This is a genomic window from Paenibacillus sp. FSL R5-0519, from assembly GCF_037974275.1.
Taxonomy (GTDB): Bacteria; Bacillota; Bacilli; order Paenibacillales; family Paenibacillaceae; genus Paenibacillus.
The window spans coordinates 2343566-2370186 of record NZ_CP150234.1 but is presented as its reverse complement, the minus strand read 5'-3'; the positions used below and the strand labels follow the sequence as shown (position 1 = coordinate 2370186).

The 26621-nt window shown below is 46.6% G+C and carries 27 protein-coding genes; 1 reads left to right on the top strand and 26 read right to left on the bottom strand.

The features are described 5' to 3' along the window. Positions 1 to 13: 13 nt before the first annotated feature. From asnS to MKY73_RS10790, 21 genes are all read right to left on the bottom strand, one after another. On the bottom strand, positions 14 to 1309 hold the full coding sequence (gene asnS, locus MKY73_RS10890; protein WP_017687752.1) for an asparagine--tRNA ligase: 1296 nt from the start codon (positions 1307 to 1309) through the stop codon (positions 14 to 16). A gap of 101 nt (positions 1310 to 1410) precedes the next feature. After that, positions 1411 to 2616, bottom strand: coding sequence for an acetate kinase (locus tag MKY73_RS10885; RefSeq protein ID WP_339307355.1), 1206 nt, complete (start codon positions 2614 to 2616; stop codon positions 1411 to 1413). Beyond that, a complete protein-coding gene (locus tag MKY73_RS10880; protein ID WP_253438508.1) occupies positions 2613 to 3485 on the bottom strand; it encodes a 3-hydroxyacyl-CoA dehydrogenase NAD-binding domain-containing protein in 873 nt (290 codons plus the stop codon). The genes MKY73_RS10885 and MKY73_RS10880 overlap by 4 nt, the downstream gene beginning before the upstream one ends. Before the next feature lie 133 nt (positions 3486 to 3618). Then, a complete protein-coding gene (locus tag MKY73_RS10875; protein WP_339235130.1) occupies positions 3619 to 5121 on the bottom strand; it encodes an AAA family ATPase in 1503 nt (500 codons plus the stop codon). Next, positions 5114 to 5641, bottom strand: coding sequence for a hypothetical protein (locus MKY73_RS10870; RefSeq protein WP_253438514.1), 528 nt, complete (start codon positions 5639 to 5641; stop codon positions 5114 to 5116). Before MKY73_RS10870 ends, MKY73_RS10875 begins: the two co-directional genes overlap by 8 nt. Positions 5642 to 5941: 300 nt before the next feature. Beyond that, positions 5942 to 6472, bottom strand: coding sequence for a DUF5590 domain-containing protein (locus MKY73_RS10865; RefSeq protein ID WP_339307354.1), 531 nt, complete (start codon positions 6470 to 6472; stop codon positions 5942 to 5944). A 39-nt stretch (positions 6473 to 6511) separates the two neighbouring features. Next, entirely contained in the window at positions 6512 to 7816 is a 1305-nt protein-coding gene (locus MKY73_RS10860; RefSeq protein WP_339307353.1) for an amidohydrolase, read from the bottom strand. Further along, on the bottom strand, positions 7803 to 8456 hold the full coding sequence (locus MKY73_RS10855) for a redox-sensing transcriptional repressor Rex (RefSeq protein WP_253438523.1): 654 nt from the start codon (positions 8454 to 8456) through the stop codon (positions 7803 to 7805). The genes MKY73_RS10860 and MKY73_RS10855 overlap by 14 nt, the downstream gene beginning before the upstream one ends. Positions 8457 to 8676: 220 nt before the next feature. Beyond that, on the bottom strand, positions 8677 to 11538 hold the full coding sequence (gene dinG / locus MKY73_RS10850; protein ID WP_339307352.1) for an ATP-dependent DNA helicase DinG: 2862 nt from the start codon (positions 11536 to 11538) through the stop codon (positions 8677 to 8679). A 142-nt stretch (positions 11539 to 11680) separates the two neighbouring features. Further along, the gene (locus MKY73_RS10845; protein ID WP_339307350.1) at positions 11681 to 12328 is read right to left on the bottom strand and encodes a hypothetical protein; all 648 of its coding nucleotides are present in this window, start codon (positions 12326 to 12328) and stop codon (positions 11681 to 11683) included. Positions 12329 to 12421: 93 nt separating this feature from the next. Continuing rightward, positions 12422 to 12805 (bottom strand): aspartate 1-decarboxylase, encoded by a 384-nt coding sequence (gene panD, locus MKY73_RS10840; RefSeq protein ID WP_017687742.1) that lies wholly within the window; start codon positions 12803 to 12805, stop codon positions 12422 to 12424. After that, on the bottom strand, positions 12798 to 13694 hold the full coding sequence (gene panC / locus MKY73_RS10835) for a pantoate--beta-alanine ligase (RefSeq protein WP_339307348.1): 897 nt from the start codon (positions 13692 to 13694) through the stop codon (positions 12798 to 12800). Before panC ends, panD begins: the two co-directional genes overlap by 8 nt. Then, positions 13691 to 14566 carry a 3-methyl-2-oxobutanoate hydroxymethyltransferase gene (panB, locus tag MKY73_RS10830; protein ID WP_339307347.1) on the bottom strand — a complete coding sequence of 292 codons (876 nt, stop codon included), beginning with the start codon at positions 14564 to 14566 and terminating at the stop codon, positions 13691 to 13693. Before panB ends, panC begins: the two co-directional genes overlap by 4 nt. Positions 14567 to 14910: 344 nt before the next feature. After that, positions 14911 to 15888, bottom strand: coding sequence for a biotin--[acetyl-CoA-carboxylase] ligase (locus MKY73_RS10825; RefSeq protein WP_339307345.1), 978 nt, complete (start codon positions 15886 to 15888; stop codon positions 14911 to 14913). Further along, on the bottom strand, positions 15875 to 17173 hold the full coding sequence (locus MKY73_RS10820) for a CCA tRNA nucleotidyltransferase (protein WP_339307344.1): 1299 nt from the start codon (positions 17171 to 17173) through the stop codon (positions 15875 to 15877). The genes MKY73_RS10825 and MKY73_RS10820 overlap by 14 nt, the downstream gene beginning before the upstream one ends. 62 nt (positions 17174 to 17235) lie before the next feature. After that, positions 17236 to 18396, bottom strand: a complete 1161-nt coding sequence (bshA, locus tag MKY73_RS10815; RefSeq protein ID WP_339307343.1) for an N-acetyl-alpha-D-glucosaminyl L-malate synthase BshA — start codon at positions 18394 to 18396, stop codon at positions 17236 to 17238. 100 nt (positions 18397 to 18496) lie between these two features. Next, positions 18497 to 19195, bottom strand: coding sequence for a bacillithiol biosynthesis deacetylase BshB1 (bshB1, locus tag MKY73_RS10810; RefSeq protein WP_339235157.1), 699 nt, complete (start codon positions 19193 to 19195; stop codon positions 18497 to 18499). Further along, positions 19192 to 19632, bottom strand: coding sequence for a methylglyoxal synthase (gene mgsA, locus MKY73_RS10805; protein WP_339307341.1), 441 nt, complete (start codon positions 19630 to 19632; stop codon positions 19192 to 19194). The genes bshB1 and mgsA overlap by 4 nt, the downstream gene beginning before the upstream one ends. 12 nt (positions 19633 to 19644) lie before the next feature. Continuing rightward, positions 19645 to 20448: a 4-hydroxy-tetrahydrodipicolinate reductase gene (gene dapB, locus MKY73_RS10800; RefSeq protein WP_339235159.1), complete on the bottom strand. Its 804-nt coding sequence runs from the start codon at positions 20446 to 20448 to the stop codon at positions 19645 to 19647. Positions 20449 to 20527: 79 nt separating this feature from the next. Continuing rightward, positions 20528 to 21052 carry a tetratricopeptide repeat protein gene (locus tag MKY73_RS10795; protein ID WP_307410829.1) on the bottom strand — a complete coding sequence of 175 codons (525 nt, stop codon included), beginning with the start codon at positions 21050 to 21052 and terminating at the stop codon, positions 20528 to 20530. Between the two features lie 50 nt (positions 21053 to 21102). Then, the gene (locus MKY73_RS10790) at positions 21103 to 21432 is read right to left on the bottom strand and encodes a nucleotide pyrophosphohydrolase (RefSeq protein ID WP_017687732.1); all 330 of its coding nucleotides are present in this window, start codon (positions 21430 to 21432) and stop codon (positions 21103 to 21105) included. 173 nt (positions 21433 to 21605) lie between these two features. On the opposite strand from MKY73_RS10790, the gene MKY73_RS10785 reads away from it, so the two are divergent. After that, positions 21606 to 22475 carry a YitT family protein gene (locus tag MKY73_RS10785; protein WP_253438555.1) on the top strand — a complete coding sequence of 290 codons (870 nt, stop codon included), beginning with the start codon at positions 21606 to 21608 and terminating at the stop codon, positions 22473 to 22475. A gap of 116 nt (positions 22476 to 22591) precedes the next feature. On the opposite strand, the gene MKY73_RS10780 is transcribed toward MKY73_RS10785, so the two are convergent. The 5 genes from MKY73_RS10780 to MKY73_RS10760 all read right to left on the bottom strand — a co-directional run bounded on the left by MKY73_RS10780 (position 22592) and on the right by MKY73_RS10760 (position 26487). Then, entirely contained in the window at positions 22592 to 23461 is an 870-nt protein-coding gene (locus MKY73_RS10780) for a sporulation protein YpjB (protein ID WP_339235165.1), read from the bottom strand. 151 nt (positions 23462 to 23612) lie between these two features. Beyond that, positions 23613 to 24239, bottom strand: coding sequence for a DUF1405 domain-containing protein (locus MKY73_RS10775; RefSeq protein WP_339235168.1), 627 nt, complete (start codon positions 24237 to 24239; stop codon positions 23613 to 23615). A gap of 111 nt (positions 24240 to 24350) precedes the next feature. Next, positions 24351 to 25235, bottom strand: a complete 885-nt coding sequence (locus MKY73_RS10770) for a c-type cytochrome (RefSeq protein WP_339307339.1) — start codon at positions 25233 to 25235, stop codon at positions 24351 to 24353. A 22-nt stretch (positions 25236 to 25257) separates the two neighbouring features. Continuing rightward, complete coding sequence (locus MKY73_RS10765; RefSeq protein ID WP_017687726.1) at positions 25258 to 25929, bottom strand: cytochrome b6; 672 nt, start codon at positions 25927 to 25929, stop codon at positions 25258 to 25260. 15 nt (positions 25930 to 25944) lie between these two features. Further along, entirely contained in the window at positions 25945 to 26487 is a 543-nt protein-coding gene (locus tag MKY73_RS10760; RefSeq protein ID WP_017687725.1) for a ubiquinol-cytochrome c reductase iron-sulfur subunit, read from the bottom strand. Between the last annotated feature and the right edge of the window lie 134 nt (positions 26488 to 26621).

Here is a 26621-nt window from a genome sequence, read left to right as displayed (position 1 = left end):
CCTCGGTTAAGCATTAAGGGTACAGACGATAGAGCATACGTGGGAATGCGATTGTTTCACGCACATGATCCAATCCACAGATCCATGCTACCGTCCGCTCCAATCCCAGACCGAAACCGGAGTGAGGAACCGATCCGTATTTACGTAAATCCAGGTACCATTGGTAAGCTTCATCCGAGAGATTGTGCTCCTCAAAACGTTGTTGCATCAATTCCGGATCATCAATACGCTGAGAACCGCCAATAATCTCTCCGTAGCCTTCAGGTGCAATCATATCAGCACAAAGAACAACTTCTGGACGATTTGGATCTGGTTTCATATAGAAAGCTTTGATTCCTGCAGGGTAATGCGTGATAAAGACTGGTGTATTGTACTTCTCGGCAATGGCTGTTTCGTGCGGTGCACCGAAGTCTTCTCCCCAAGGAATATCAAAGCCTTGTCCATGCAGGAATTCAATCGCTTCATCATACGTAATTCGCGGGAATGGCGCTACGATGCCTTCGAGTTTGGATACATCACGACCGATGGATTCCAGTTCTGCACGGCAGTTTTTCACCACGGATTGAACAACATGAGCGATAAATTTCTCTTGTACGCGCAGACTTTCCTCGTGATCTACAAATGCCATTTCCGGCTCAATCATCCAGAATTCAATTAGATGGCGACGTGTTTTGGATTTCTCAGCACGGAATGTAGGACCAAAGGAATATACTTTGCCCAGCGCCATGGCTGCTGCTTCCATATACAATTGACCACTTTGCGTCAGATAAGCATCTTCATCAAAGTATTTGATGTGGAACAGGTTTGTCGTTCCTTCCGCAGACGACGGTGTCAAAATCGGAGGATCAACTTGTGTGAATCCGTTACCATCAAAGAACTGCTGAACAGCACGAATAATCTCTGCACGAATCACCATAACCGCACGTTGCTTCGTAGAACGGAGCCACAGATGACGATGGTCCATCAAGAAATCAACACCATGCTCTTTAGGCGTGATTGGATAGTTTTCAGTCAGATGTATAATTTCGACCCCAGTCACAGTCATCTCGTAACCGGACGCACTGCGAGGTTCTTCACGAATAATCCCTGTAACATACAAAGAACTTTCTTGAGTCAGGCTCTTCGCATTGTTCCAGATCTCTTCGCTAACTTCACTTTTTACAACAACCCCTTGAATATATCCGGTTCCATCACGCAACTGCAAAAACTGAATTTTGCCGCTGGAACGTTTGTTGTTAATCCAGGCACCGATCGTTACGGTCTCGCCCACATGCTCGTTCACATTACGAATTACACAATTCGTATTCATGCCATATCTCCCCTTGGTTCCTGAAATTTGAAAATGCAGCGGACAGGCTGTTGCCTGTCCTCTGCACTTCCTTGCCACTCTATATTTACTTTACAGTTAGATTACTTAGAATTCAATACGATTCGATGCGTATCGCGCGCAATGACCAATTCTTCATTTGTTGGAACAACGAGAACATCCACTTTCGAGTTCGCTGTTGTGATGCGACGCGGCTCACCAGAACGGACTGCGTTCAGGGCTTCGTCCAGCTCAACGCCAAGATACGTAAGTTGCTCACATACTTTTTGGCGAAGAACAACGGAGTTCTCACCTACACCAGCTGTGAAGACAATCACGTCTACACCGTTCATTGCAGCTGCATATGATCCGATGTATTTACGCAGACGGTATTCGTACATTTCAAAAGCGAGCGTGGAGTTCGCATCGCCATTCTCCATACCTTCTGTAATCTCACGCATGTCGCTGCTGATTCCGGAGATTGCAAGCAATCCACTGTGTTTGTTCAACATGGAGTTCACTTCGCTTACGCTCAGTTCTTCCTTGTTCATGACATACGGTACGATGGCTGGGTCAAGGTCACCCGAACGCGTTCCCATCATCAGACCTTCAAGCGGAGTCATACCCATCGACGTATCAACGGATACGCCACCTTTAACTGCTGTTACACTACCACCGTTACCGACGTGACAAGTGATGATTTTCAGATCTTCCACTGGACGATCCAGATATTCAGCAGCTGCCTTGCTTACGAAATCATGGGAAGTACCATGTGCGCCGTAGCGACGTACTTTATATTTTTTGTAAAGTACACGCGGAATAGCATACAGATACGCTTTTTCCGGCATCGTTTGATGGAACGCTGTATCGAAGACCATTACCTGAGGCACACCTGGCATATTTAATTCAGCAGCACGAATCCCCATCATTGCTGCTGGGTTATGAAGTGGAGCCAAGTCGAACAAACGACGAATTTCAGCTTTGGCAGCATCATCTACCAATGCAGATTCTTTAAATGCTTCACCACCGTGAACAACACGGTGTCCCACAGCTTGAATTTCATTTACAGAATCCAGTACACCATTTTCTTTGTGAGTCAAAATATCAATGACTTTACGGATTGCTGTTGTATGTTCCAGAATTTCGCTAACTTCTGTAACATCCTCACGGCCTGTCGGTTTATGTGTCAGAATGGAGGAATCCATTCCGATCCGCTCTACCAGACCTTTAGCCAGGACAGATTCGTCCATCATATTATACAGTTGATATTTGAGCGAGGAACTCCCCGCATTAATTACGAGTACTTTCACAGTCGGTCACCATCCTTGTCGTACTTGAAGAATCCTTCGCCTGTTTTGACACCCAGGTGTCCTGCACGCACCATTTTCTTCAGGACCGTGGAAGGACGATATTTCAATTCTCCGAATTCACGGAACATTCTTTCGAGTGCAGCTTCAACAGAGTCCAATCCGAAACGGTCAGCCATTTCGAGTGGTCCATGTTGGAAGTTGTATCCGATACGCATTGCATCATCGATATCTTCAGCAGATGCAACACCTTCCTGTAATACATGCAACGCTTCGTTAATCAACAGACAGATCAAGCGGGAAGTTACGAATCCAGGTGATTCATAGATCATGACTCCTTTTTTGTCTGCCACTTCTTCAACAAAACGTCTGGTCTCTTCGAATGTTGAATCCGACGTTTTCAGTCCACGAATAATCTCTACAAGATCAACCCGGGATACCGGGTGAATAAAGTGCATACCAATAACACGCTCTGGGTATTTGGTCGAGCTTGCAAGCTCGGTCAAACTCAGCGTGGATGTATTACTTGCCAGAATGACATTGCTTGGGCAAACTTGGTCCAGTTGGCTGAATACTGCTTTTTTCGCATCCAGATCCTCTGAAATCGTCTCAATGACCATATCGCAAGTTCCAAGTTCAGCTAAATGAGCTACCTTGGTAATACGGGAAAGAATCAATTTCTTCTCCGCTTTTGTAATCGCCCATTTCTCCAGTTGTTTATCCAGGTTCGTTTCGATCATGTCATAGGCATGATCCAGTTTTTGTGTTGTGTGCTCCACGAGAAGCACATCAAGTCCTTTGGCTGCGAGCATTTGGGAAATACCTTGCCCCATCGTACCGCCGCCGACAACTCCTATTTTTTTGAAAAACATGGTTCTGCTCCATCCTTTCGGTTCTCTATTTCTCTATTGTACCCTGTTCGCCGAAAATTACAAATTTCGACCCAACATATAATAATATCTTAGCACGAGTGAAATGTAAAAAAAAATAACCAGCATAAAGAAATTATGCTGGTAAACGGGCACTGTCACGAAATTGACAACGAAATTGCTCGCCGGACAAAACTTCCTCTCGAATCAGAATGTCGAGTGAATTGTCGAAAATTGTCCGTTGTTCTTCAAGTAAGCGCTTCGTCTGTTCCATGAGTTCTTGCAATATTAATTTATTCTCTCGCATGAGCTCCTCGGTGGTAACCATATCCATGTTCACAATCCCAAGAGAAGTCAATCCGGAAGCCATCATCGTTTGCACGACATTGGTTGCTTGATCAAAGTCATTGCGCGAACCCGTAGAACGTCCACCGTAATACATTTCCTCTGCAGCAGCTCCTCCAAGTGCAATCATGATCTGCTCTTCAAGAAAACGCTTCGTATAAAGGAACTGTTCCTGTTGCGGGTTATGACGCACATATCCCAGTGCCTGTCCACGCGGACTGAGTGCCACCTGGCTTACACTGCCCGGACGAACAAGTTCAGCCATAATAGCATGTCCCAATTCATGAATGGCAACCCTTTTCTTCTCTTCCACACTGGACTCACGGTCTGTTTTCTCGCCCATCATGACTTTATCAATAGCCAGAGACAAGTGCCGTTGTTCTATGTGTAACAGCCCATCCCGCATGGCGTATATCGCTGCTTCGTTCATCACACTTTCAAGCTGCGCACCGGAGAAACCATACGATTCTTCCGCTGTCTTCTCCAGATTCACTTCCTTCATCAAAGGTTTATTCACCGCATGCAGTTCCAGAATATGCTTTCTACCCTTCTTGTCAGGCAAGTCCACTTGAATGTGGCGGTCAAAACGTCCTGGACGTGTCAGGGCGCTATCCAGCATTTCCTTGCGGTTTGTTGCAGCAATAACCAGTATTCTTGGGGTATCGGAAGAATAAATTCCATCCATTTCCGTCAAGAGCTGGTTCAGCGTCTGATCATACTCCCGCTGTTGTCCGCCTTCACGTTTCCCCCCGATGACATCGATCTCATCGATAAATATAATAGCATTTTCTTTATTTTCCTTGGTGGCACGGGTTCTCGCATCCTTGAACAAATCCCGAATTCTGCTGGCACCTACACCAACATACATTTCCACAAACTCACTGCCCGATGCAGCAACGAAAACAGAATCGGTGTAATGCGCAGCCGCTTTGGCCATCAACGTTTTCCCTGTCCCTGGAGGGCCTGTCAGCAAGATCCCTTTTAACGGGCGAATCCCGAACTTGCGAATTTCTTCATGTTTGATGAGAAAGTCCAGTGCTTCACGCAATTCTTGCTTGGCACTGTCCTGACCACCAATTTCTTCAAAAGTAAGCTTGGAAGGACCTTTTTTCTTCCGTTTACGCTCCTGTGCAGCGCCTACGGTAATCCCGCCACGCATTTGCATCATGAACAACAAAGCCCCAACAAACACCGCTGCAATTAGAATCGGAACAATATTAACACCAGTAAAAGCAAGAAAAATAATCAACACCGGGACAAATCCAATGGCAATTTCTTTGGTCCACTTAGGCATTAGGCCACACTCCTATCTGACCGGGCACACGCGGCAGAATAATAAACTTGCTGGCATCTCCGTCTCTGAGACTAACATATACATTGTTGTCATCCATCGCTGTATTTACCTTTATTCCATTCGTAGCCATCTTGGACAATGTTGGTGTGATCTCGGTGTACTGTTTGTTCTCCATCGCCTGAGCTACGGTAAACATCGCATCACCCCACCAGCTTTCCAGTGCTTCACTGGAATGATCTACAACATCCAACTTTAATGAGCGAGTTCCAATCAAGGTCTGTCCTTCTTTGTGAATATATTGTACCAGTCTGCCCAAATCAACATCAGGTTGCAGATCCAGTTTCAATTGTACGTCATTGCGGTTAATAGTTAATTGAACGTCATTGACTCCATCGTACTGGGTAACCATCTTTTCAATCGGATTCTGCAAAGCCACCTGACGATACACAAACCAACCTCCAAACAACACAACGGCTGAAATGACGGCAGTTAAAGCAATAGGCAATACTTTTAGCTTCAAGTGAATTACCCCTCCCAGATTTTGGCCTAAATTACTGGCCTATTGGTATATACGAATATGTGCACATTGACTCCTGCGAGAATTTCGACAGGTTTATTTGTTATGAATGTAACTTTGAGTACATAACTGAGTATATCACATCGTATATACAATTTCGAAGGCGAAAATATGAATAAATTATTAATTTTAACTATTCAAATCAAAACTGTTCACAGGCAACACAAAGAACCGGTACAGTCGGATATCCGTCTGCCGGTTCTTTCATTTCTATGATTCTCTAGCTAAGTTACTCTATTTGTTCTAGCTGTTCGGAAGTGTGTAAACCAAGTCTACCTGTTCTCCATTGCTAAAACGATAAAACCGATAGTGGTTATGCGTACCGTCTTTATAATACACTTGCCACACATATATTCCATTCACAACTCCGGGCATGATTCGTTTAATCTCACCGGCTGAAACTTCGGAACTAAAGCGATTGCGTATCTGTGCTTCGGACATGCCATTCTGCAGCAGTTCACTGTGTATAGCGTTAGCACCTGTAGCAGGTTGATTGTTTGCATCGAACTTAACCCAGACCATAACATCCTGGTTATCCTTGTTTTTGCCGATCAGGGTCCAGTAGATGTTGTCAGAGCCTTCTTTATCTCCCCAGATGTACTTACGCAATTCATCATAAGATGTAATGCCCAGTTGCTCCTGTGCTGCCTTTATGGCGAGCGCTTCTTCCTTGCGCTGATCCTGTGTGACATACACATAATAACGCTGAAGTCCAATCAGAATCAGAACCAGTGCAAGCAGCGAAATCCATATCCACTTCTTTTTTTTCTTCAAAAGTCGAACTTCCTTTCCCTATGATGCTCCGCAATGCAATTAACGAGCAAGCAAACCATCAAATGCCAATTGAGACTCACGCAAAATGCGTTCTTCATCCAGCGTCAGACATTCGCCATGTTTAACCACTTGTTTCCCATCTACCCATACATGCTCCACATCTTTGGCAGAGGCTGAATAAATCGTATGTGAGATCAGGTCTGTATGTGGGTAGAAGTGTGCCTGTTCAATGTCCAGGGCGATGAAATCAGCCTTCATGCCTGCCTGAAGCGCTCCGGTATTGTTCAGGAAGATGGATTTAGCACCATATGAAGTTCCGAGTAGTAATGCTTCGCCCGCTGGCACGGCAGTCGGATCACCAGACACACCTTTGTGGATCAATGCAGCCAGTCTCATTTCTTCAAACATATCCAGGTTGTTGTTGCTTGCCGGTCCGTCGGTTCCGAGTGACACGGTAACTCCCGCTTTCAGTAACGCAGGCACCCGCGCAACGCCGGAAGCGAGTTTCAGGTTACTTCCCGGGTTATGGGATACAGCCACATCATGGCGGGCCAAAATTTCAATCTCTTCGTCATTGAGATGCACCGCATGTGCAACCAGGGATGGACGGGAAAAAAAGCCCAGTTTCTCCAGATGTGCCACAGGACGCAGTCCATAGTCTGTAACGTTCTGCTCCACTTCACGAAGCGTTTCCGACATATGTGTATGCAGAGGAAGGTTAAGATCATTTGCGACCTGTACAAGCTTCTCTATGTAGTCAGGAGGGCATGTATATGGTGCGTGTGGAGAGATTACGGTTGTGATGCGACCATCTGCCTGTCCATTCCACTCACGCGCAAACGCTGCCGACTCCTCCAGCTTCCGCAATTGCTCTTCTTCCGAGCACAGCCCGATTACACCACGTGCCAGTGCTGCTCTAACGCCGGATTGTTCCACAACTTTGGCAACCTGATCCATATGATCATACATGTCCAGGAAAGCTGTAGTTCCGCCTTTCAACATTTCAAGCACGGATAGCGAAGTTCCCCAATATACGTCTTGAGAAGTCATTTTTGCTTCCATCGGCCACATTTTTTCCTGCAACCATACTTGTAATGCAAGATCGTCCCCGTGTCCTCTGAGCAACGACATCGCTGCATGACCATGCGTATTGATCAGACCCGGCAGGAAGAACAATCCTTTTCCATCCACTTTGGTACAATTTTCGTCTCCATCCGGCAATGTCTCACCAATATGCACAATCTTGTCATTCTCGACAACCATGTATCCATGAACCACGTTCCATGTAGTGCCTTCATTAACGGCAAATTTGCCGTTGTGAATTACCCATCTATTTGTTGTCATCTTCCTCGTCGTCCTTTCCAGTCTCCAAGTAATAGGCCAAACTAAGCAGATCCGTTGTAAAGTCAGCATGGTGAATGCGGATATGTGGCGGTGTTTTTAGAATGGTTGGTGCAAAATTAAGAATCGCTTCGATTCCCGATTCAATAAGTTGATCGGCTACATTTTGAGCTTCCGTATCCGGAACTGTAATAATACCGATGCGGATGTTATCCGTCTTAACCGCTTCCGTCAATTCATTCATTGGTTTTACCGTCAAGCTGTTGATTTGACTACCAATCTTCGGTCCATATGCATCGAATACAGCAACAATCTTCATGTTGTCTTTCAGATAAGCGTTGTAGTTGGACAGGGCCTGTCCCAGGTTACCCGCACCTACCAGAGCTACATTAATTTGCTGATCAATTTTGAGAATGTGACGAATTTTCTCGATCAAATAGGATACATCATACCCGATCCCTTTTCGACCAAAATCACCGAAGTAAGCCAGATCTTTTCGAATTTGGGCCGGATTCAGATCCAGCCTTTGTCCAAGCTCTTGAGAAGAAACAGTAGCCACCTCACGCTGATGCAACTCGTTCAAATAGCGCAAGTATACAGGCAGACGTCGTACCACCGCTTCCGAAATTTTATCCGATTTCATTCTTGCTCCCCCTTACCAATGCCACGATAAAATAATAGATGAAAAGATGAGCATTCTGTATAAACTCAAAGATAGACGCGTGACATTTTATACAGAATGCTCCTTGTAATTTAGGTTATAAGTTCTTACGTGCAACTGCTTTAATCGGATACGGAAATATCTAATAAAGTTTAACGCCAAACGATAGTGTCATGCAATGATATACGAACAAAATTAACCATTATTCTTGTTCATTAAAAGGTTTTTCTAACCACTCGGTAATTCGTGGAACCATCTGCTCCGTGAGCATATGCTCCATTTTAGGACCAGGTAATGAATATAAAAAGAATTTGCCATAGTACGCTTCGATCACACGTGTATCATAAACAATGACAATACCTCTGTCCTTCGCTGTTCGCACCAATCGGCCAAATCCTTGCTTGAAACGAATGACCGCTTGCGGCACAGACAGTTTCATGAATGGATTTTTCTTTTGCTCCTGGAGCAATTCACTCTTGGCTTCAACCAACGGATGATTTGGCGGCTGGAAAGGCAAACGCACAATAGCGAGACAGGTCAGTGCTTCTCCCGGGATATCTACACCCTCCCAGAAGCTGCTGGTGCCCAGAAGTACCGTGGCTTTGGCCTCCTGGAACCTGCGAGTCAACTTGGAGCGGCTTCCACTGTCCACACCTTGGCCCAACAACGAAATGTCGTTACCTGACAGTGCCTCTTTCAGCGGATCATAGACCTGGCGCAGCATCTTGTATGAAGTAAACAGAACCATCATGCGGCCACGAGTGGCAATTGCGGTCTCTGCGAGTGATTGCACCAGCATATTGACAAAGTGCGCATCACCCACACTGCCTTTCACACTCGGGAAATCACGCGGAATCACTAGAAGTGCCTGATCGCGATAATTAAAAGGTGATGGCAGCATCGACGTTAACAGCCGATTATTCTCAGAGGCTTCCTGTAAGCCAAGCTGCTCAATCATGAACTGGAATGACTTATCTACAGAGAGCGTAGCCGATGTAAGCACAACACTTTTCTTTTTATCAAAGAACAAATCCTTCAGTTGTGCACTGACATCGACAGGTACGGCGTACAGTTGAAGAGATTTACTGCGGAACTGACCGCTGGCTTCCATCCAGTACACCGTTTTGGCATCATCCATACGCATGAAGAATCGCAGATTCTCCTTCAATGTGGTCAGATCTTTCAGCAGTCCTGTAATGTCCGTAATCAGACTATCCGATTGATAATCATCCTGATCCTCTTTCACCTCAAGCAGCAATTTGTCCCCTTTGCGAACCAAATCGCCCAGAGTCACATAGATCTGGTTCTCCAGATCCTGCAACTCCTGCCATTTCGCTGGTTTCTGAGATGCCTTGAGGCGCAGGGAAAATTGCCCTGTCTCTCCCGGTGAAGCATCACTTCGTTCAGGCAAAAGACCGAACAGGGCATCGCTCATACGATCCCACAGCTCCTTAACCTCAACAGCCAGCGGGAACATCTGATCCACCATGGAGCCCCATTGCACCGAATTTTCATGCCCGGATAACTGCGAACGAAGCATAGGCAGTTGTCCATTACGACTGTCTTTGAACAGACGGGTCAGGGTATGAACCAAAGTGAAATATTTCATATGCATTCCAAGATGTTTACCAGCCACATCCTCGAGATGATGGGCCTCATCGATCACAAGACTCTCATAGGCTGGCAACAACTGATGTGCTGCTTTGACATCCGTAAACAATTTGGAGTGATTGGTTATTACGATATCAGACAACCCGGCCTCATGTTTGGCGCGATGATAGAAACATTTGCGGAACCATGGGCAGGATCTTCCCAGACAGGACTCGGATTCGCTCTGTACTGTCTCCCAGAAGTCGCCTCCGCGTCCGCTAAGGTTAAGCTCCTCATCATCTCCAGTTTCGGTCTGTGTGAGCCACACGATCATCTGAGCGGCTGTGAAATAATCCTCTTTGGGCGTGGCGAATTCACGTTTATTGATTTTGTGTTCAAATTTGCGCAGGCACAGGTAATGTCCACGTCCTTTGAAGACAGCAGCCTTAAACGGAAACGGAACCACTTGGGTCAGCATCGGAATATCCCGCTCTCTCAATTGCTCCTGCAGATTGATCGTATGCGTGCTGACCATGACTTTCTGTTCTTGTTTCACACTTTCGTATATCGCTGGCAGCAGATAACCCAGAGATTTACCGGTACCTGTTCCAGCTTCGATCAAGAGATGTTTCTCTTCATCCAGGGCTTGCCTTACACTGCTGAACATCTGGGTCTGCGCTTCACGCTCTTCATAATGATCCAGCGTATCCTTCAGGTTCTCCCGAACCTGATCCATAAATTGTTCGAAGCTTACGCCATCAAGGGGGTTACCCTCTCGCTCATCACGCGGTGCACCAATATCAGTCCAATCACTTACATTAAGAGCAAGCTGCCGATAATAGGTATGTCCGTCCAGATCCTGAATCGGCTCTGCTTCCTTCTCACTGCGCATCCCGTCCAAGAACCAACCCAAGTCACTGTCTTCTGGTGCGAACAGGTCACTGAGCCGTTGAATCGTTATGAGCGGTAATTCCTTTAACTCATCCAGACACTTGAGCAGCACATAGGCTGTCGCCAGTGCGTCACTGTCGGCCTGGTGAGGGCGATCATGTTGAAATCCAAATTCAGAAGACACATAACCGAGTTGATAAGAACCCAGTGATGGGAACGTAATCTTCAGAAAATCAATGGTATCCAGAATACGGCCAGTGAACGGCAGATAACCGCAACGGTCAAGAGCATTCTGCAAAAAGTGAAAATCAAAAGCGACGTTGTGTCCAACAAGCACCACATCGTTAAGCAGCGGAACCATCTCCATCATCATCTCTTCGAGTGATGGAGCGTCCGCCACATCTTCATCGGTAATACCCGTTAACCCCGAGATAAACGGGGGAATCGGGACACCAGGGTTCACATAAGAACTATATATTTGAGTTATGCTGAAGTCATGATCTATGATGGCAAGTCCGGCTTGTATAATCTCCCCGTCGGACTGCGTGCCGGTTGTTTCGAAATCCAATACGGCAAATTTCATTGCAATATACGGTCCCTTCCATTCCAGTCTATGTTACAGCATAGCAAAAAAAAGGGGATTTGAAAATTAACTGACAAAAAAGCGGTGTCCCCGCCGCTATGCCAAAGGAGGGAACACCGTTTTTTTGTCGCCGAATTCCCGCTTAATGAAGGGTCGTCAGCTGATTAGCATATTGCAATTTTCCCCTGTTCAACCTGCAAGCTTCCATGTTGTACAGCGGTTCGGTCAATGTCGGGTCATACTGAAGGGCCTGTGCAAAGAGTGAACATGCAGCCTCCGGGTTCGCAAGCTTGGCTTGAATACAGCCCAGAGCGTTACATACAAGCCCTTTCAAGCGAGGTGAGCCCTTAAGATACATGATCTGCTGCAAATGTGTCCCGGCTTCAGCGATTTGTTCCAGATTCAGATATGCGAGTGCCAAGTAAAAACGAGTCAATGCACTCTCCGGATGGTCGGTCACAACCCGGGAGAACTGCAAGATCGCCTGCGGATACATCTGTAATTTGAAATACCCTTGTCCTCGACTGAAACATTCCAGATGGAGTTCAGGCAGAGCGGTGACAGCTTCCTGTTCCGGTTCAAGGGAGGCTGGCTTATCCATCTGCCGTTCCCTCACCTGGCTCATCTTTTCTTCAAACATCAGCCATTCATCCAACATTCCGTCACTCATCCGCTTAAGCAAGTTCCACTTTTGCAGCAATTCTTGTTTGTTCAGACCTTCAGCGGAAGGATAGCTCTTGATAATTTCATCTAACATGTCGTTCATTTCTGCGAAAACATGCTGGAACATCGTTGCATCCCCACCCTTGAAAAAATGGATTAGTGCAGTGACCTGTACTCATTTTTTGCTTCAAGGGCCGATTTCATTCTCCTTACCAGTCGATTACATAATTGTTGCGTGAACTTCCTGCTTCATGGTTTGTACAGGTTTATTCTGTCCATCTACAAACACAACGGTTGGTTTGTGAGTATTTGCCTCTTCTTGCGACATCATGGCATAAGAAATGATAATGACGTTGTCTCCAGGCTGCACCAGACGAGCAGCTGCGCCATTTAGACAGATGACCCCGCTACCGCGCGGTCCTGGAATCACATAAGTTTCCAGACGTGCACCATTGTTGTTGTTCACAATCTGCACTTTCTCGTTTTCCATCAAGTCGGATGTTTCCATCAAGTCTTCATCTATGGTAATGCTACCCACATAGTTCAAGTTGGCTTCCGTTACCGTAGCCCGGTGAATTTTGGATTTCATGAGTGTTCTAAACATGGGACAGCACCTCCGATTTTTGCAACCTTATATTGTCAATCAATCTTGTTTTTCCGAATTTCACCGCAAGTGCAATGAGCAGATCGTCACGTCCTTGAACTTCTTCCTGATCTGCGAGCGGCTCCAGACTTGGAAAAGCCTGAATCTCGGCATAGTCAATCACTGCAAGCGGTGAGGTTGCGATCTGCTCACGCAAAATACGACGTATATCTGCGGCGTTTATAGCCATACCCGTATCTGCGGCTTCCTGAGCTGCGCGCAGTGCCTTCGACAGAACTAATGCTTGTGTACGCTGCTCCGAGCTAAGATAGACATTACGTGAACTAAGGGCAAGACCATCCTCTTCACGAACAATGGGACAGGGAACAATTTCTACAGGCATATTCAAATCATTCACCATCTGTTGAATGACCGCAACCTGCTGAGCGTCTTTCATACCAAAAAAAGCACGCTGTGGCTGTACGATGTTGAAAAGCTTCGAGACTACCGTCGTTACTCCGTTAAAATGTCCTGGTCTGGAAGCGCCACATAAGCGCTCAGTCAATTTTGACACAGATACCGTTGTCTGCGTTGCCTGTGGATACATCTCTTCAACTGAGGGAATAAATACGATATCCACTCCTTGTGAGCGTGCTGTTTCCACATCTCTGGCTTCATCCCGCGGATAGCTGTCAAAATCTTCATTAGGACCAAATTGAATTGGATTAACGAATATGCTTAATACCACGATATCGCTCTGCTGTCTGGCTGCTTGCATCAAGCTTGCATGACCTTGATGTAGATACCCCATTGTCGGTACCAGACCTACAACGGACGCATTGGATCGAATCGCTTGACGCTTCAAGCTTAGCTCCTGTCTTAACTCTGCGATTGTCCGTAATACTTTCATGAGTTACTTCCCACCTTTTCCTTGCGTTGTCCATACAATTGATCCAGAACACCATCCGCAGCATTAAATACATGCTCTTCGGCCGGGAACGAACGATCTTTAACTTCTTTCACGTAAGCTTCAATGCTGGTTCTGATTAATGTACCCACATCTCCATAGGTTTTGACAAAACGTTTGGGCGTATACGGGGAGGCGTATTGAACCACATCGTGGAATACCAGTACCTGACCGTCACAGCCTCGTCCTGCACCAATCCCAATGGTAGGGATCGACAGTTCCTCCGAGATCGCCCGTGCAACTTCTTCCGTAACCAGTTCAAGCACAATGCCAAACGCTCCTGCAGCTTCCAAAGCTTTGGCTTCGTCCATCAAACGTTTCGCATCTGCTGCATCCTTGCCCTGAATGCGATATCCACCAATCTGATTGACCGATTGAGGTGTCAGCCCGATATGTCCAAGAACAGGCACACCTGCTTGCACAACGGCTCTGACGGTGTCCGCAATCTCCACCCCGCCTTCCATCTTAACCGCATGGGCATGCCCTTCTTGCATCAGTCGACGTACACCCTTAAGCGTCTCATCCACGCTGCCATGATAAGTCATGAAAGGCATATCAGCCACGATAAACGTCTTCTCAGCCCCGCGTACGACGGAACGTGTATGGTACACCATATCGTCGATGGTCACCGGAAGTGTTGAATTATAACCCAGCACTACATTGCCGAGTGAATCACCAACTAGAATCAGATCGATTCCTGCTTCCTCTGCGAGGAGCGCTGTAGGATAATCATAAGCCGTGATCATGCTAAGCGGCACGCCATCCTGCTTGTATTTTTTCATTTTCACAATATTCATCGCTTGTTTGTTTGCCATTTTCTCTCATGGCTCCTTTCTTCTTTTCAAATAAAACGCAACAAAAAAACCTTTTAGTTTTCCACTAAAAAGTCCCGAAAAGTCAAAAAAGAGTCACTTGCGATCGTCCCTTCTGTCTCGGTCCTCTTCGGCTCAGAGCAGAATCCAACAACTCACTTAATTTTATTTCATTCTTGCACTGCGATCTGCTTATATCAAACACATCAAAGCAGAACAAAGGTTACTGTTACGGGAGTGCAATTCGGTCTGCATTAGCCGATATCGCCTCACGAAGACAGTATACCAAAGTTCTGCTCAAACTTCACGTCTTATGTTCATTTTACCAGTAAAATTCGACATATTGTTTACGATTTCCAGGAAATCTCACCAGAGATGACGTGTACTTGTTCTCCATCGTGTTTCTCCACAAGGAGTGCTCCTGAAGGGGCCAGACCGATTGCTTTCCCTTCAATGACACCCTGAGGATTCGTCACTGTAATCTCTCGATTTATCGATACGGACAAGGCCTCCCATAGAGCTGAGATCACACCGAATCCTTCTTTTTGATACAAAAAATATAACTGTTCCAGCTCGGTTAAAATGGCAGCCGTGAGCTTGGTACGATCAACAGGTTGCCCCGTCTCCATCTTGAGTGAAGTAGCTATAGCTGTCAGATCTTCCGGATAATCCTCGGGATCAAAATTCACGTCAACGCCTATACCTGCAATACAGTATCTGACTTCATGATCTTCCACCGTGGATTCAAGCAATATGCCACATACCTTGCGTCCATCAATCATCAGATCATTGGGCCATTTGATGCCTGCATCAGTGCCTGTACAAGCTCGAACGGCACGACATACAGCCACTCCTGTTAATAAAGTAAGCTGTGGCGTATGCTGAAGTGGTAGATCAGGGCGCAACAGGATACTCATCCATATTCCTTTTCCCGGGGGAGAGAACCACTGGCGACCAAAACGTCCTCGTCCTCCTGTTTGTTCTTCCGCAATGACCACAGCACCTTCAGCTTGCCCCCGCTCAGCCAGCTTCAGAACATCCCCTTGTGTAGACAAGGTCGAGGTTAACAGAACAGCCTTACGGCCGAATAGGGCTGTATCCAGCGCCAATTGGAGGGCAGTTGCGTCAATGCTGTCCGGCTTCGTGACCAGACGATATCCTTTACGGGATACAGCTTCAAACTCATACCCCATGTCCCGCAACTTGTTCACATGTTTCCACACAGCAGTCCGACTGATGGACAGATGACGGCTAATCTCTTCACCCGATACAAACCGTCCTTCTGCATCTAATAACATATGTAACAGATCTTCATGCTTGGTCATCTTCAACCACCCGCTTCACTTCTGCACTTAGTGCTTCATGCTGATTCGATATCGTTCCAATCGCCGTTTCTCTTAACAAATGTTTCATCAGTTGACCCAGCCAAGGCCCCCCTTTGCGCTGCACCATTTGTAACACTTGTTCCCCTGTGATGTGCAATTCTTTCAAGTCATGCACAGGGATTGATTGACTCCATTCGACTGCCATTTCTTGAACCAAAACAACCTGCATTTCTGCTTGTTCGGACTGGTTCCGCCAGCCTCTTGGCAGTAGGGACTGTATTCGAAGCCAATCATCCGCAGCCTGAACACCACATGCCAGAACAGTAACGATCCAATCGGAACGGAGACTAACCGTATCCTTCTGCTCCTGAACGGAAGTATAAATCAACTGCTCCACCTGAAGGACCCCTGATATACGAGAACGATGTTCATTAGAGAATGTCCACTGACGTAATAATACGTCTGCTTCGTCCTTGCTATAACCGCCAGCAAGCAGGATGAGTGACCAACGGAGCAACACATGCTCACCTGACAGCTGTTCGAGATTGGCTAAAATTTTCTTGATAAAGCGATCCGAGTTAACCGGCGCTTTGATGTGTGCAAGCGCATCACTTCTGTATAACAGCTCCAACCCTCTTAGAGGATGCGGTCCTGACATCATTTTTACCATCTCGGTGCGTACCCGTTCCATCGCAATATGTTGAAGCAGGTCTTTCTGTCTTACAAGACCCTTCCACGTGTTATGGGCAATTTTGAAATCAAATACCGAAGCAAACCGGACACAGCGGAGCATCCGCAGTGCATCCTCACCAAATCGTTCCATCGCAGAACCTACACATCTGACTCGCTCTTCCTTAATATCTGCCTGTCCACCAAACGGGTCAACGATTGTCCCAGTGACGTCCATCGCAAGAGCGTTCATCGTGAAGTCACGCCGCTGTAAATCTTCCTTTATTTCTTGAACAAATTGAACCGCAGTAGGTCTGCGGTTATCCTGATAATCGGATTCTGTTCGAAACGTCGTCACTTCAAAGTAATAACCACCTGAACGAACAGTAACCGTTCCGTGTTGCAAACCTGTAGGAATGCAATCGTCGAACAATTCCATGACTTGCTGGGGAGAAGCAGATGTCGTGATATCCATATCGTCTACAACACGTTCCAACAATTCATCACGAACACAACCACCTACCCAATATGCCTTGTAGCCATGTTTGTTTAAAGTTGTGAGTACATTCTCACTTTGAATTGCCATTTCACGATCAACCTGTGTCCATTGAACCACCACATATCACCTCTTCTCTTGCCTGTTGTGGTATGCACAGTATAATTACGTCAAAAAATTGATTAACCGCAAACCGGCTTCAAGTTCGGAACTTCCCTTCCCAACACACGGTAATAAATCTGCTCGTATTCATGCCGAATGGCATCATTGCAAAAGTCATGATGTGCGCGCTGAAGACACGCTTCCCTGAACTCCGCAGCCAAACGATCGTCTGTTAACAAACGGATGGTGTTCTCGGCCATGGATTGTGTATCCCCAATGGCGGATAAGAATCCCGTCTTACCATGTAAGACCAGTTCCGGAATTCCTCCAGCCTGTGAACCGATCGTGGGTACGCCGCAAGCCATTGCTTCGAGCGCCACAAGTCCGAAACTTTCCTTCTCCGATGGAAGCATCAACACGTCAGCCATGGAGATCACTTGGGCAATATCATCCTGCTTACCAAGGAAATGAACCTTATTATTTAAGCCGAGATCATTAATCTTCCATTGCATCTTCGGCAAATCGGGCCCTTCTCCTACAAATAGCAATTTTGCCGGAACCTGCTCCTGTACCTGACGGAAGACCTCTACCACATCCTGAGTTCTCTTCACCGGTCGGAAGTTGGAAATGTGCATTAATATTTTTTCTTCAGGCGCAGCAAAGTCTCTTCGCAGACTGGCAGCATCCCGCGGATAATATATTCGTTTGTCAATAAAATTATAGGTTAAATCAATTGGACGTTGAATATCCAGCAATTCGACCGTTTCCCGAATCAAATCTTGTGATACGGCAGTAACCGCGTCACTTTCATTGATGGCAAGTCGGATCAGATCCTTCAGAGATTCATCCTGAGCCAGAACCGTAATATCCGTTCCATGTAACGTGGTAACTACTTTCAAGCCGTCCCCTACCATCTGTTTCGCGAGAAAGGCGCATACGGCGTGTGGCACCGCATAATGAACATGCAGCAGATCCAACTGCTGTGACTTAGCCACCTGAGCCATCTTCGTTGCCAGTGACAGATCATACGGAGGATAACGGAAAACATAATAATCATTGACTTCAACTTCGTGATAAAAAATATTTTTCTGGAACGTACCCAGTCTGAACGGGATACTGTTGGCAATAAAATGAACCTGATGCCCCTGTTCGGCAAGCAATTTGCCCAGCTCCGTTGCGACAACGCCAGACCCTCCGAGGGACGGATAACAGGTGATGCCGATTTTTAACTTTTGATCCATCCGGTGGACGCTCCTTTGATCTCCCGCTTCATGCAGGGTGATATAATGCAACGGAATAATGAAACAAATCGTCTCATTAATACGTAAAAAGTGAAATCGTTTATTGGGCACTCGGGCCAAATTGATGAACCACGTAAGGCGTAATTGTAGCAAAACCTTCTGCAAACGGGATGAGACTGCGTTGTCCGAGCAACGAATCACGGGCTCTTACACGTTCAATGTACCCCTGATTCAATGGCGTCGAGACCGCTCCGTCTCCCAGTTCGAATTGGGAACGATAAGAGAGCAATGAAGTTTCTTTTTGCTCATAGTGTTCCGTAATATCTACAATCAAATCCGTAGGTCCAATGTCATTAATAAAGTAAAAATAAAGTTCCTTCACCTGCACGGCAGGCATATCTGGCATGTAGTTCCGAAGCTTGGCATTAAAAACAGCCTCCTGCACAAGCTTACTGCAATTGACATGATCCGGATGACGATCTTCCCAATAGGGAGCAAATACCATCCGAGGGGCATGACGGCGGATCTCAGCCGTTACTGCCTGTACATGTTCTGGAGTAAGATACAAGCCACGATCAGGAAGCCCCAGATTCGTTCGACACGAAAGACCGAGGACGCGGGAGGCTTGCTCCGCTTCCTCGGTTCTGCGCTCTACTGTTCCGTTGGAGGACATCTCAGCACGAGTCAGATCACACACGCCTACTTTCAAGCCAGCAGCGGTATGTTTGGCAATCGTTCCACCCATACCAATCTCCGCATCATCCGCATGAGCTCCAAAGATGAGAATATCCAGACTCATTCGGGATCACCTGAATTCAATCCAGCCTCCGGCTTGTATTTATGTACCAGCTCTCTCCAGGCAAAATCACCACGATCCAGTGCCTTAACCAGAATCTCAGCGGTTGCGATATTCGTGGCAAGTGGAATTCCCTGCACATCACAAAGACGTAACAATGCATTGATATCCGGCTCGTGAGGTTGTGCCATCAGTGGATCACGCAGGAATATAATCAGATCCATCTCATTTTGAGCAACTAGAGCTCCAATCTGCTGATCTCCGCCCAATGGGCCTGATTCAAATCGATGAATCTTCAGAGAGGTTCCTTCCATAATACGAAGGCCTGTGGTTCCTGTAGAATACAATTGATGGTCCGTAAAAACAGGCTCATATGCTGTCACGAAATTAACCATCTCTTCTTTTTTACGATCATGGGCGATAAATGCTATTTTCAACATGACAATCTCCTTTTAGTCGATAAAGTGGTCAAATCCGTAGATCATTCCTGTATATTCCATAACCTTTTGCACACCAATCTTAACACCAGGCATATAACCTGCGCGCTCGTATGAGTCATGCCGAATTTTGAGTGACTGTCCATAGTCTCCGAAAACAACTTCCTGCTGTGCGAATACGCCAGGCAAACGTACACTGTGGATTCGGAAGCCGTTGTAATAACCGCCACGTGATCCTTCGATCGTTTCTTCCTCATTCGGGTTACCCTGGCGAAGTTCTTCCCGATTGGCAGCAATCAGTTCAGCCGTTTTGATCGCTGTTCCGGAAGGAGCATCCAGCTTCTGGTCCCCGTGATATTCGATAATCTCCACATTCGGCATATGTTTGGCAGCCTGTGCTGCGAATCGCATCATCAGAATGGCACCGATCGAGAAGTTAGGGGCAATAAGCCCTCCAATTCCTTTGTCCTGGCATTGCTTGTCCAACTGTTCAATCTGCTCCGGCGTAAAGCCGGTAACACCCATGACAGGTCTAACCCCATGACGAATCGCGATCTCGGTATGTGCAAATGCATATTGCGGCACCGTAAAATCAACCATAACCTGAGGTTTTGTTTCGGCAAACGCCATTTCGATATCATCAGTCACCAGCACTCCACACTCCGGCAAACCAACAAGGGTTCCTGCATCCGTGCCTGCTCCGGAGCGGTTTACAGCCGCTGCAAGCTCCAATTCCGGGTCCTGAAGTACCAATTTCACAACTTCACGGCCCATTCGGCCAGCCGCTCCGATGACGGCAACTCTAATTACTTCACTCATATTGACTGCATCTCCTCGCTATGTTGGATCATATCGTTGAATCCATTTCAACTCAAAAGAATCTTTGCAAAATGAATTCTTATTGAATGGATTTCATACGTTGCTTGATTTCCTGTAACATCTGATGCAGCTGCCCATTCTGCGGGTCCAGCAAAATTGCCTCACGCAGCACCTGAATGGCATAGTCAAATTCATTCAAATCACTGTAAGCTAGCGCAAGCATAACATGAGCTTCCACGGAGAGCGGATCAAGTTTGACCGCTTCTTGCAGAAGCGTTGACGCTTCCACATAGCGCTCCTGTGTTGCAATACCCGCTTGCTCCAACAGCAACTTCGCTCTGGAGGTCAATTGTTTCGCTTCCAACGTCTGCAGATGTAATATATACTCTTCTGTTCCTGGCGACAATTCAACCGCCTTACGCGCATATTCAAGCGCCGGAACCAGATGTTTGCTGCGGGCGTGGGTAATGGAACAGCGATAATATAACTCTGCATGTTTGGGATGAGCGTGAATGGCTGACTCGAACCAACGAATCGCCTGCTCAAAATCATTTTGCAATATACAGCGGTAAGCCTGCTGCATATATTCTTCCGGTTTCATCATTAAGCTGACCCTCCCCGATCGGGTGATGGTACAGCATATGTAATCTACGCCTAATCGGTGTTTTTGGGAGTCCACCGATTGGCATCGCGGGTGTTAAATTTATGCATGACTTTGTCGTGCGCCTCAGCCAGATCAATTCCCAGCGAGTTCGCAAAACAAATCGTGATAAATAAAATATCTCCAAGCTCAAGTTCAATGGAATTGGCTGCTTCGGAAGATTTCTTTGGCTTCTCGCCAAACTCATGATTCACTTCCCGGGCAAGCTCGCCAACCTCTTCAGACATCCGGGCCAACATGGCCAGGGGACTGAAATACCCTTCCTTGAACTGGGAGATATACTGATCAACCTCACGCTGCATTTCTGCGATGCTTTTCTCCATGAGAACGGATTCTCCTTTTGAAATGATGTCGTATTTGTTCCTAATAATATCAGTTATTTAGATTCACTTCCACCATCATCAGCGACAAATCATTTTTAAAGAATCAATAAACAGGTATACTAGGATGGGAATGATTGCTTCTTCATTCTAATTTATATACAGCGAGGGATCTTATGAGCACTGCCAAAACCTGGGTTCAAGTTAAACTGGTACTTCCCATCCTGTTGGGTACAGCCCTATATGCCTTCGGGCTCCTCTACTTTATTATCCCTAACCAGCTTATGGAAGGTGGCCTCACCGGGGTTACCGTGCTGATTAATTATGCTTTCGGCATCTCACCTTCTCTAACGACCTTGATTCTTAATGTCCCCCTCTTTCTGATCGGGCTCAAAATTTTGGGCGGCAGACAGATGATCTATACGGGTATCGGAATCGGGGCTTTGACCGTTTTTCTATGGTTGTTTGAAAAGTTGATTCATCTGGGCTGGATTGAACCATTACATACCGAGAATGACCTCCTGTTAGCTGCATTATATGCAGGTGTTACCCTCGGAGCCGGTCTTGGCATCGTATTTCGTTGGGGTGGAACGACGGGCGGTTCAGACATCATTGCTCGCATTCTAAACCGCAAGTATGGGTGGAGTATGGGACGGGTATTGCTTGGCATCGATTTTGTCATTATCGGGCTCTCTCTCATCTACATCCCCAAAGAAAAAATCCTGTATACGCTCGTAGCTGTATTCATTGCTTCCAAAGTCATCGACTTTATTCAGGAAGGTGCATATTCTGCTCGGGCATTTATGATCATTAGTGACCATGCACCCGAGATTGCGGACCAGATCACACGGGATATGGATCGTGGCGTTACCCTCATTCCAGCCATTGGCGCATACTCTAAACAGGCCAAGCACATGGCCTACTGTGTGATCTCCAGGCAAGAGTTCCGGCGTCTGCAGACTATTGTACGTTCCATAGACCCCAGAGCTTTTGTCATCATCAGCGATGTTCACGATGTACATGGAGAAGGTTTCAAAGAAAGCTGACATGCTGTAGAAATTGCAAAAAGACCTCTTTTCACATGAAGAGCCGTTGCCGTGGCTGTTTATGCGAAAGAGGTCTTTTTTTATAAAAAATATACCACGATCACGTTTATATCCAACTAGCGCCGAAAAGGAAAAATCCCCTGCTGCTGTGCACGATATTTACGATATCCGGCGTAACTTAGCGTCGCCACAATGACCGAACTTATCAGCAGCCCGGCTGCCCTCCGATCAGGGCCTTGTACAAACGGTACAAAGGCACTCTCGTCCTTCTCGCGACCAAATAACTGGTTCACCAGCTCCTCCCCGTGGCCCACCATGCTCTTTAACTGAGCCAGATCAGGCTGCTTTGCAGCGGTAAGCCCTTTGGTATGAGATAACCAAGCGTCCATCTGAGCAATTTCATACGGTTCACGTCGAATCAGAGCAGCAGGACGTATCGTCTCATAATGCTCCTCCAAAACGGTGTAGCGATTTGCCAGCACAGCCGCAGTTTGCCCTTGATCTGTAGCAGCGGATAAAGCATCCAGATCGTTTTTCACGATTTTATAATACTGAAGCCATAAAGGCTTGGTTGGATTCGCGAGACTATCTGCTGCAAGTCTGAGTTTGGCAGAGGACTGCTGAAGAGAAGCATCGTCATTTTTCACCTTCACAACGGCTTGTTTCACTTCAACTATGGTTTCGGATAAGGCGTGAATGCCTTCGACTGTCGTTTGTCCCTCAAAGGAGATATGCTCCAGACTTTTACTGATACGCAGAATGCTTCCTCGCACTTCTTCAATATTGTTCTCCAGTGCCTGACGATACAAAATGGCTGCTTCTTCATTAAGTTGTGCAATTGAATTGCTAGTGGACACTTGCTGATCCGAAATCGAATTCAGTCCATCACTTTGCGCGGATACACGATATGCTAAGTTCGTCCAAAGCAGCAGAGCCATGAACGATACCACCAATAAGCCCGTTTTGATCCCGAACGTTCTCTTCATGGACATCCCTCCCACCACCAATGTATGGCGGGGGACAACTCGTTAGAACAAGCAGAAGAGGATTCCGTACCCTACTCGATTTGTGACATAGAAAAAGCCGCTAAAATAGCGACTCTTCATGAGACTGTTATTCACTCCCCAAAGTATGAGATCAGGTACGTCTTGCCTGTCTTAAGGCTAGCCACGCGCACAGAATGCTCACCAGTGTCAGTCCGAATGTGAAATTACGCACACCATCTACATGATCATAGAGGGAGGCGGGTAACCAAGGGTAAATATCATATGTATAATCCATTGTATCGTTCAACAGCGTCCAGAGACCTGCAATGACAAGGGCAGCCCATCGGAAGCCGAAAAAGCGTACATATATAAGAGCTTCAATCGCCATTGCACTATGCGAAGCAATCAACATCCAGTCTTGCCAGTGCTGTGTGCCACCTTGCATCCAGCCAGCGAAAATAATGGATACGGCCCACACGCCATATTTCACAGATGTGACCACAGCAAGCGCCTGAATCACATGTCCGATCCGTTTGATAACGATGGACCGTGGTGGGTACAAGATCCATAGCAACGCTAAAGTAAAAAACAAACTCGCTGTTGGACTATCTGGCACAAATACGATCTGCCACACCGGCTGCTCGGCCAGCGTCAATTTCATTTGCTCTCCGTACCAGATGTATCCGTATACCGTTCCTACCGCATTACACCAAAATAATAGCCACAGGAAATAACGATTGGTCAGAAACTCCCTACTCCAGAAATACGATAAAGCCACATTCCCTGCCCCTTCCTTCATCATATATTGCGCACAATACAGTGCTGTCCAAAAAACACTTCAAAAAAACCTGACCGCATAAACGATCAGGTTTCATTGGTTATTTCGATTTTACTGTTCTGCTTTCTGTTTCGCAAGCCATTCGGTCAGATGAGTAATTTCTTCATCCGTTACACCTTGAGCAATCGCTTGATCGTACATCGCAGGCATCTCGTTGTAGCCTTCTTTGATAATGGTCAGAATCTCTTCCTGGCTGTGCTTGTCACCTACACCCCGAAGTGAAGGTCCACTTGCACCCTTCATATCAGCCGCATGGCAGCCAATACACCCAGCCTTCTTGTACGTTTCCATTGCAGGATCATCCTGTTCCACGATCGCAACTTCTTCTTGCTGTCCAGGTGCATTGGAAACTGGAGGGAGCCCCTGTTCACGCCTCTCCAGTGCTTCTTCTTCACGTTGAATATGTTCAGGCTTCTGTCCATTTGCTTCCAACTCATGCTCGTAGTGTGTCCACGCTACATTCGTCAGATAGAATACAGAAATGACTGACAAAATCATAAGTGATGAAGCAATGGGGCGCTTATAGAAACGCCGCTCCTTGCCTGTGTCCAGAAATGGTGCCAGCAGCAAAGCTCCAAAAGCGACCCCGCTGACCCCCAGTACCCCGAGCAACACGTAATCGCCTGATGCGTATGGATACTTCAAGTACTGATACAGAAAAAGGAAGTACCAGTCCGGCATGGGTATAACGGATGCGCTTGGATTGGCCGGATACCCCAAAGGTGCAGGTTCTGAGATCGTTAGTACCAAAATCCCTACCAATACAACGACACCAACCATCCATTCTTTCAGCAGGAAGTTAGGAATAAAGGCTTCTGATTTGCCGGGATACGCCGTGTAATCAGGCGGGGTAATGAATCCCGCACCTTTACGAACCCGTGAATCACCGACAAAGATAACCTTTTCCTCATCATGCTTCTTATGTCCGTGAGCCATTGCGATTCCTCCCTTCTTTCGTTTATAGTGGTCCCGAAATGCCCTGTCTGCGGATCATGATAAAGTGTCCGACCAGAAGCACCAGAAGCACAGCGGGGAGGAAGAATACGTGCAGGGCAAAGAATCGGGTTAGTGTCTGTGCACCAACAATCGTACCGCCTTGCAGGAATTCTTTAATAATTGGTCCCAACCAAGGAACCGTATTGGCAATCTCCAGTGTTACTTTTGTTGCGAAATAGGCTTTGTTATCCCATGGCAACAAGTACCCTGTCAGACCCAGGCCCAACATGACGAAAAAGATCAGCATGCCGACAACCCAGTTCATTTCACGCGGTGCCTTGTAAGAGCCTGTAAAGAACACACGCATCGTATGTAAGAACATCATTACGATAACCAGACTGGCTCCCCAGTGGTGCATGCCGCGAACAATTTGGCCGAAGGCTACTTTGGTCTGCAAATACTCCACACTTGCGTAGGCATTGATAATATCAGGTACGTAATACATGGTCAGGAACATGCCTGACAGAATCTGAATAACAGTAATAAAGAACGTCAATCCACCAAAGCAGTACACGAATGCGGAAAAGTGATGAGCCGGATTTACATGCTCTGGAACTTCATGATCCGCAACGTCCCGCCATATTGGCGTGATATCGAGACGCTCGTCAATCCAGTCATAGACATTTTTAAACATCTGCGTTCACGCCTCCTAATTCACTCGGGTGTTCGGAACAATGTCGCCCAGATATACCCAACCCTGCTCTTCCTTGACTACGTACTCATCCAGCGGTTTGGGGGCTACGGCAAGATTCTTCCCTTCCTTGTCATAGTGCGCGCCATGGCAGGGGCAATGATACTCGTCAGGGTACTGCTTGTCACTATTCCAGCCTACTGTACATCCCAGATGTTTACAGATAGGTGAAAGTGCATAAATTTTACCCTGCTCGTCTTTGCGAATCCACGCCACTAACGATGCATTACTCAGATACCAACCATCCTGTTGTTTAAGTTCAAAGGTGAATTCTTGAGGCTCATTCGTAATTTTGCTGATTTCAGCTACTTTGACAGAGGTGCCTTCTCCCTTATGTTGCAAAATCGGGTCCACCGCAAAACGGACCATAGGAAGGATTGCACCGGCGGCCATGTAGGCTGTAGCTCCACCAAGCGTGTAGGTCAAAAACTGCCTGCGTGACATCTCCATGCGGCTTGGCAATTTCAATGAAGCTTCGTGGTGGTCATGCTCACTGCTCATACTGTCTCCAACCCCCTTTTTCAGCCAACTCTCTCAACCGTTTTCATTTTCATAAATTCCACGACTTACTAGAACATACATAATCATATAGTAGCCCTAGAACACCGTCAAGAATTTGTCACACATTTTTAAGG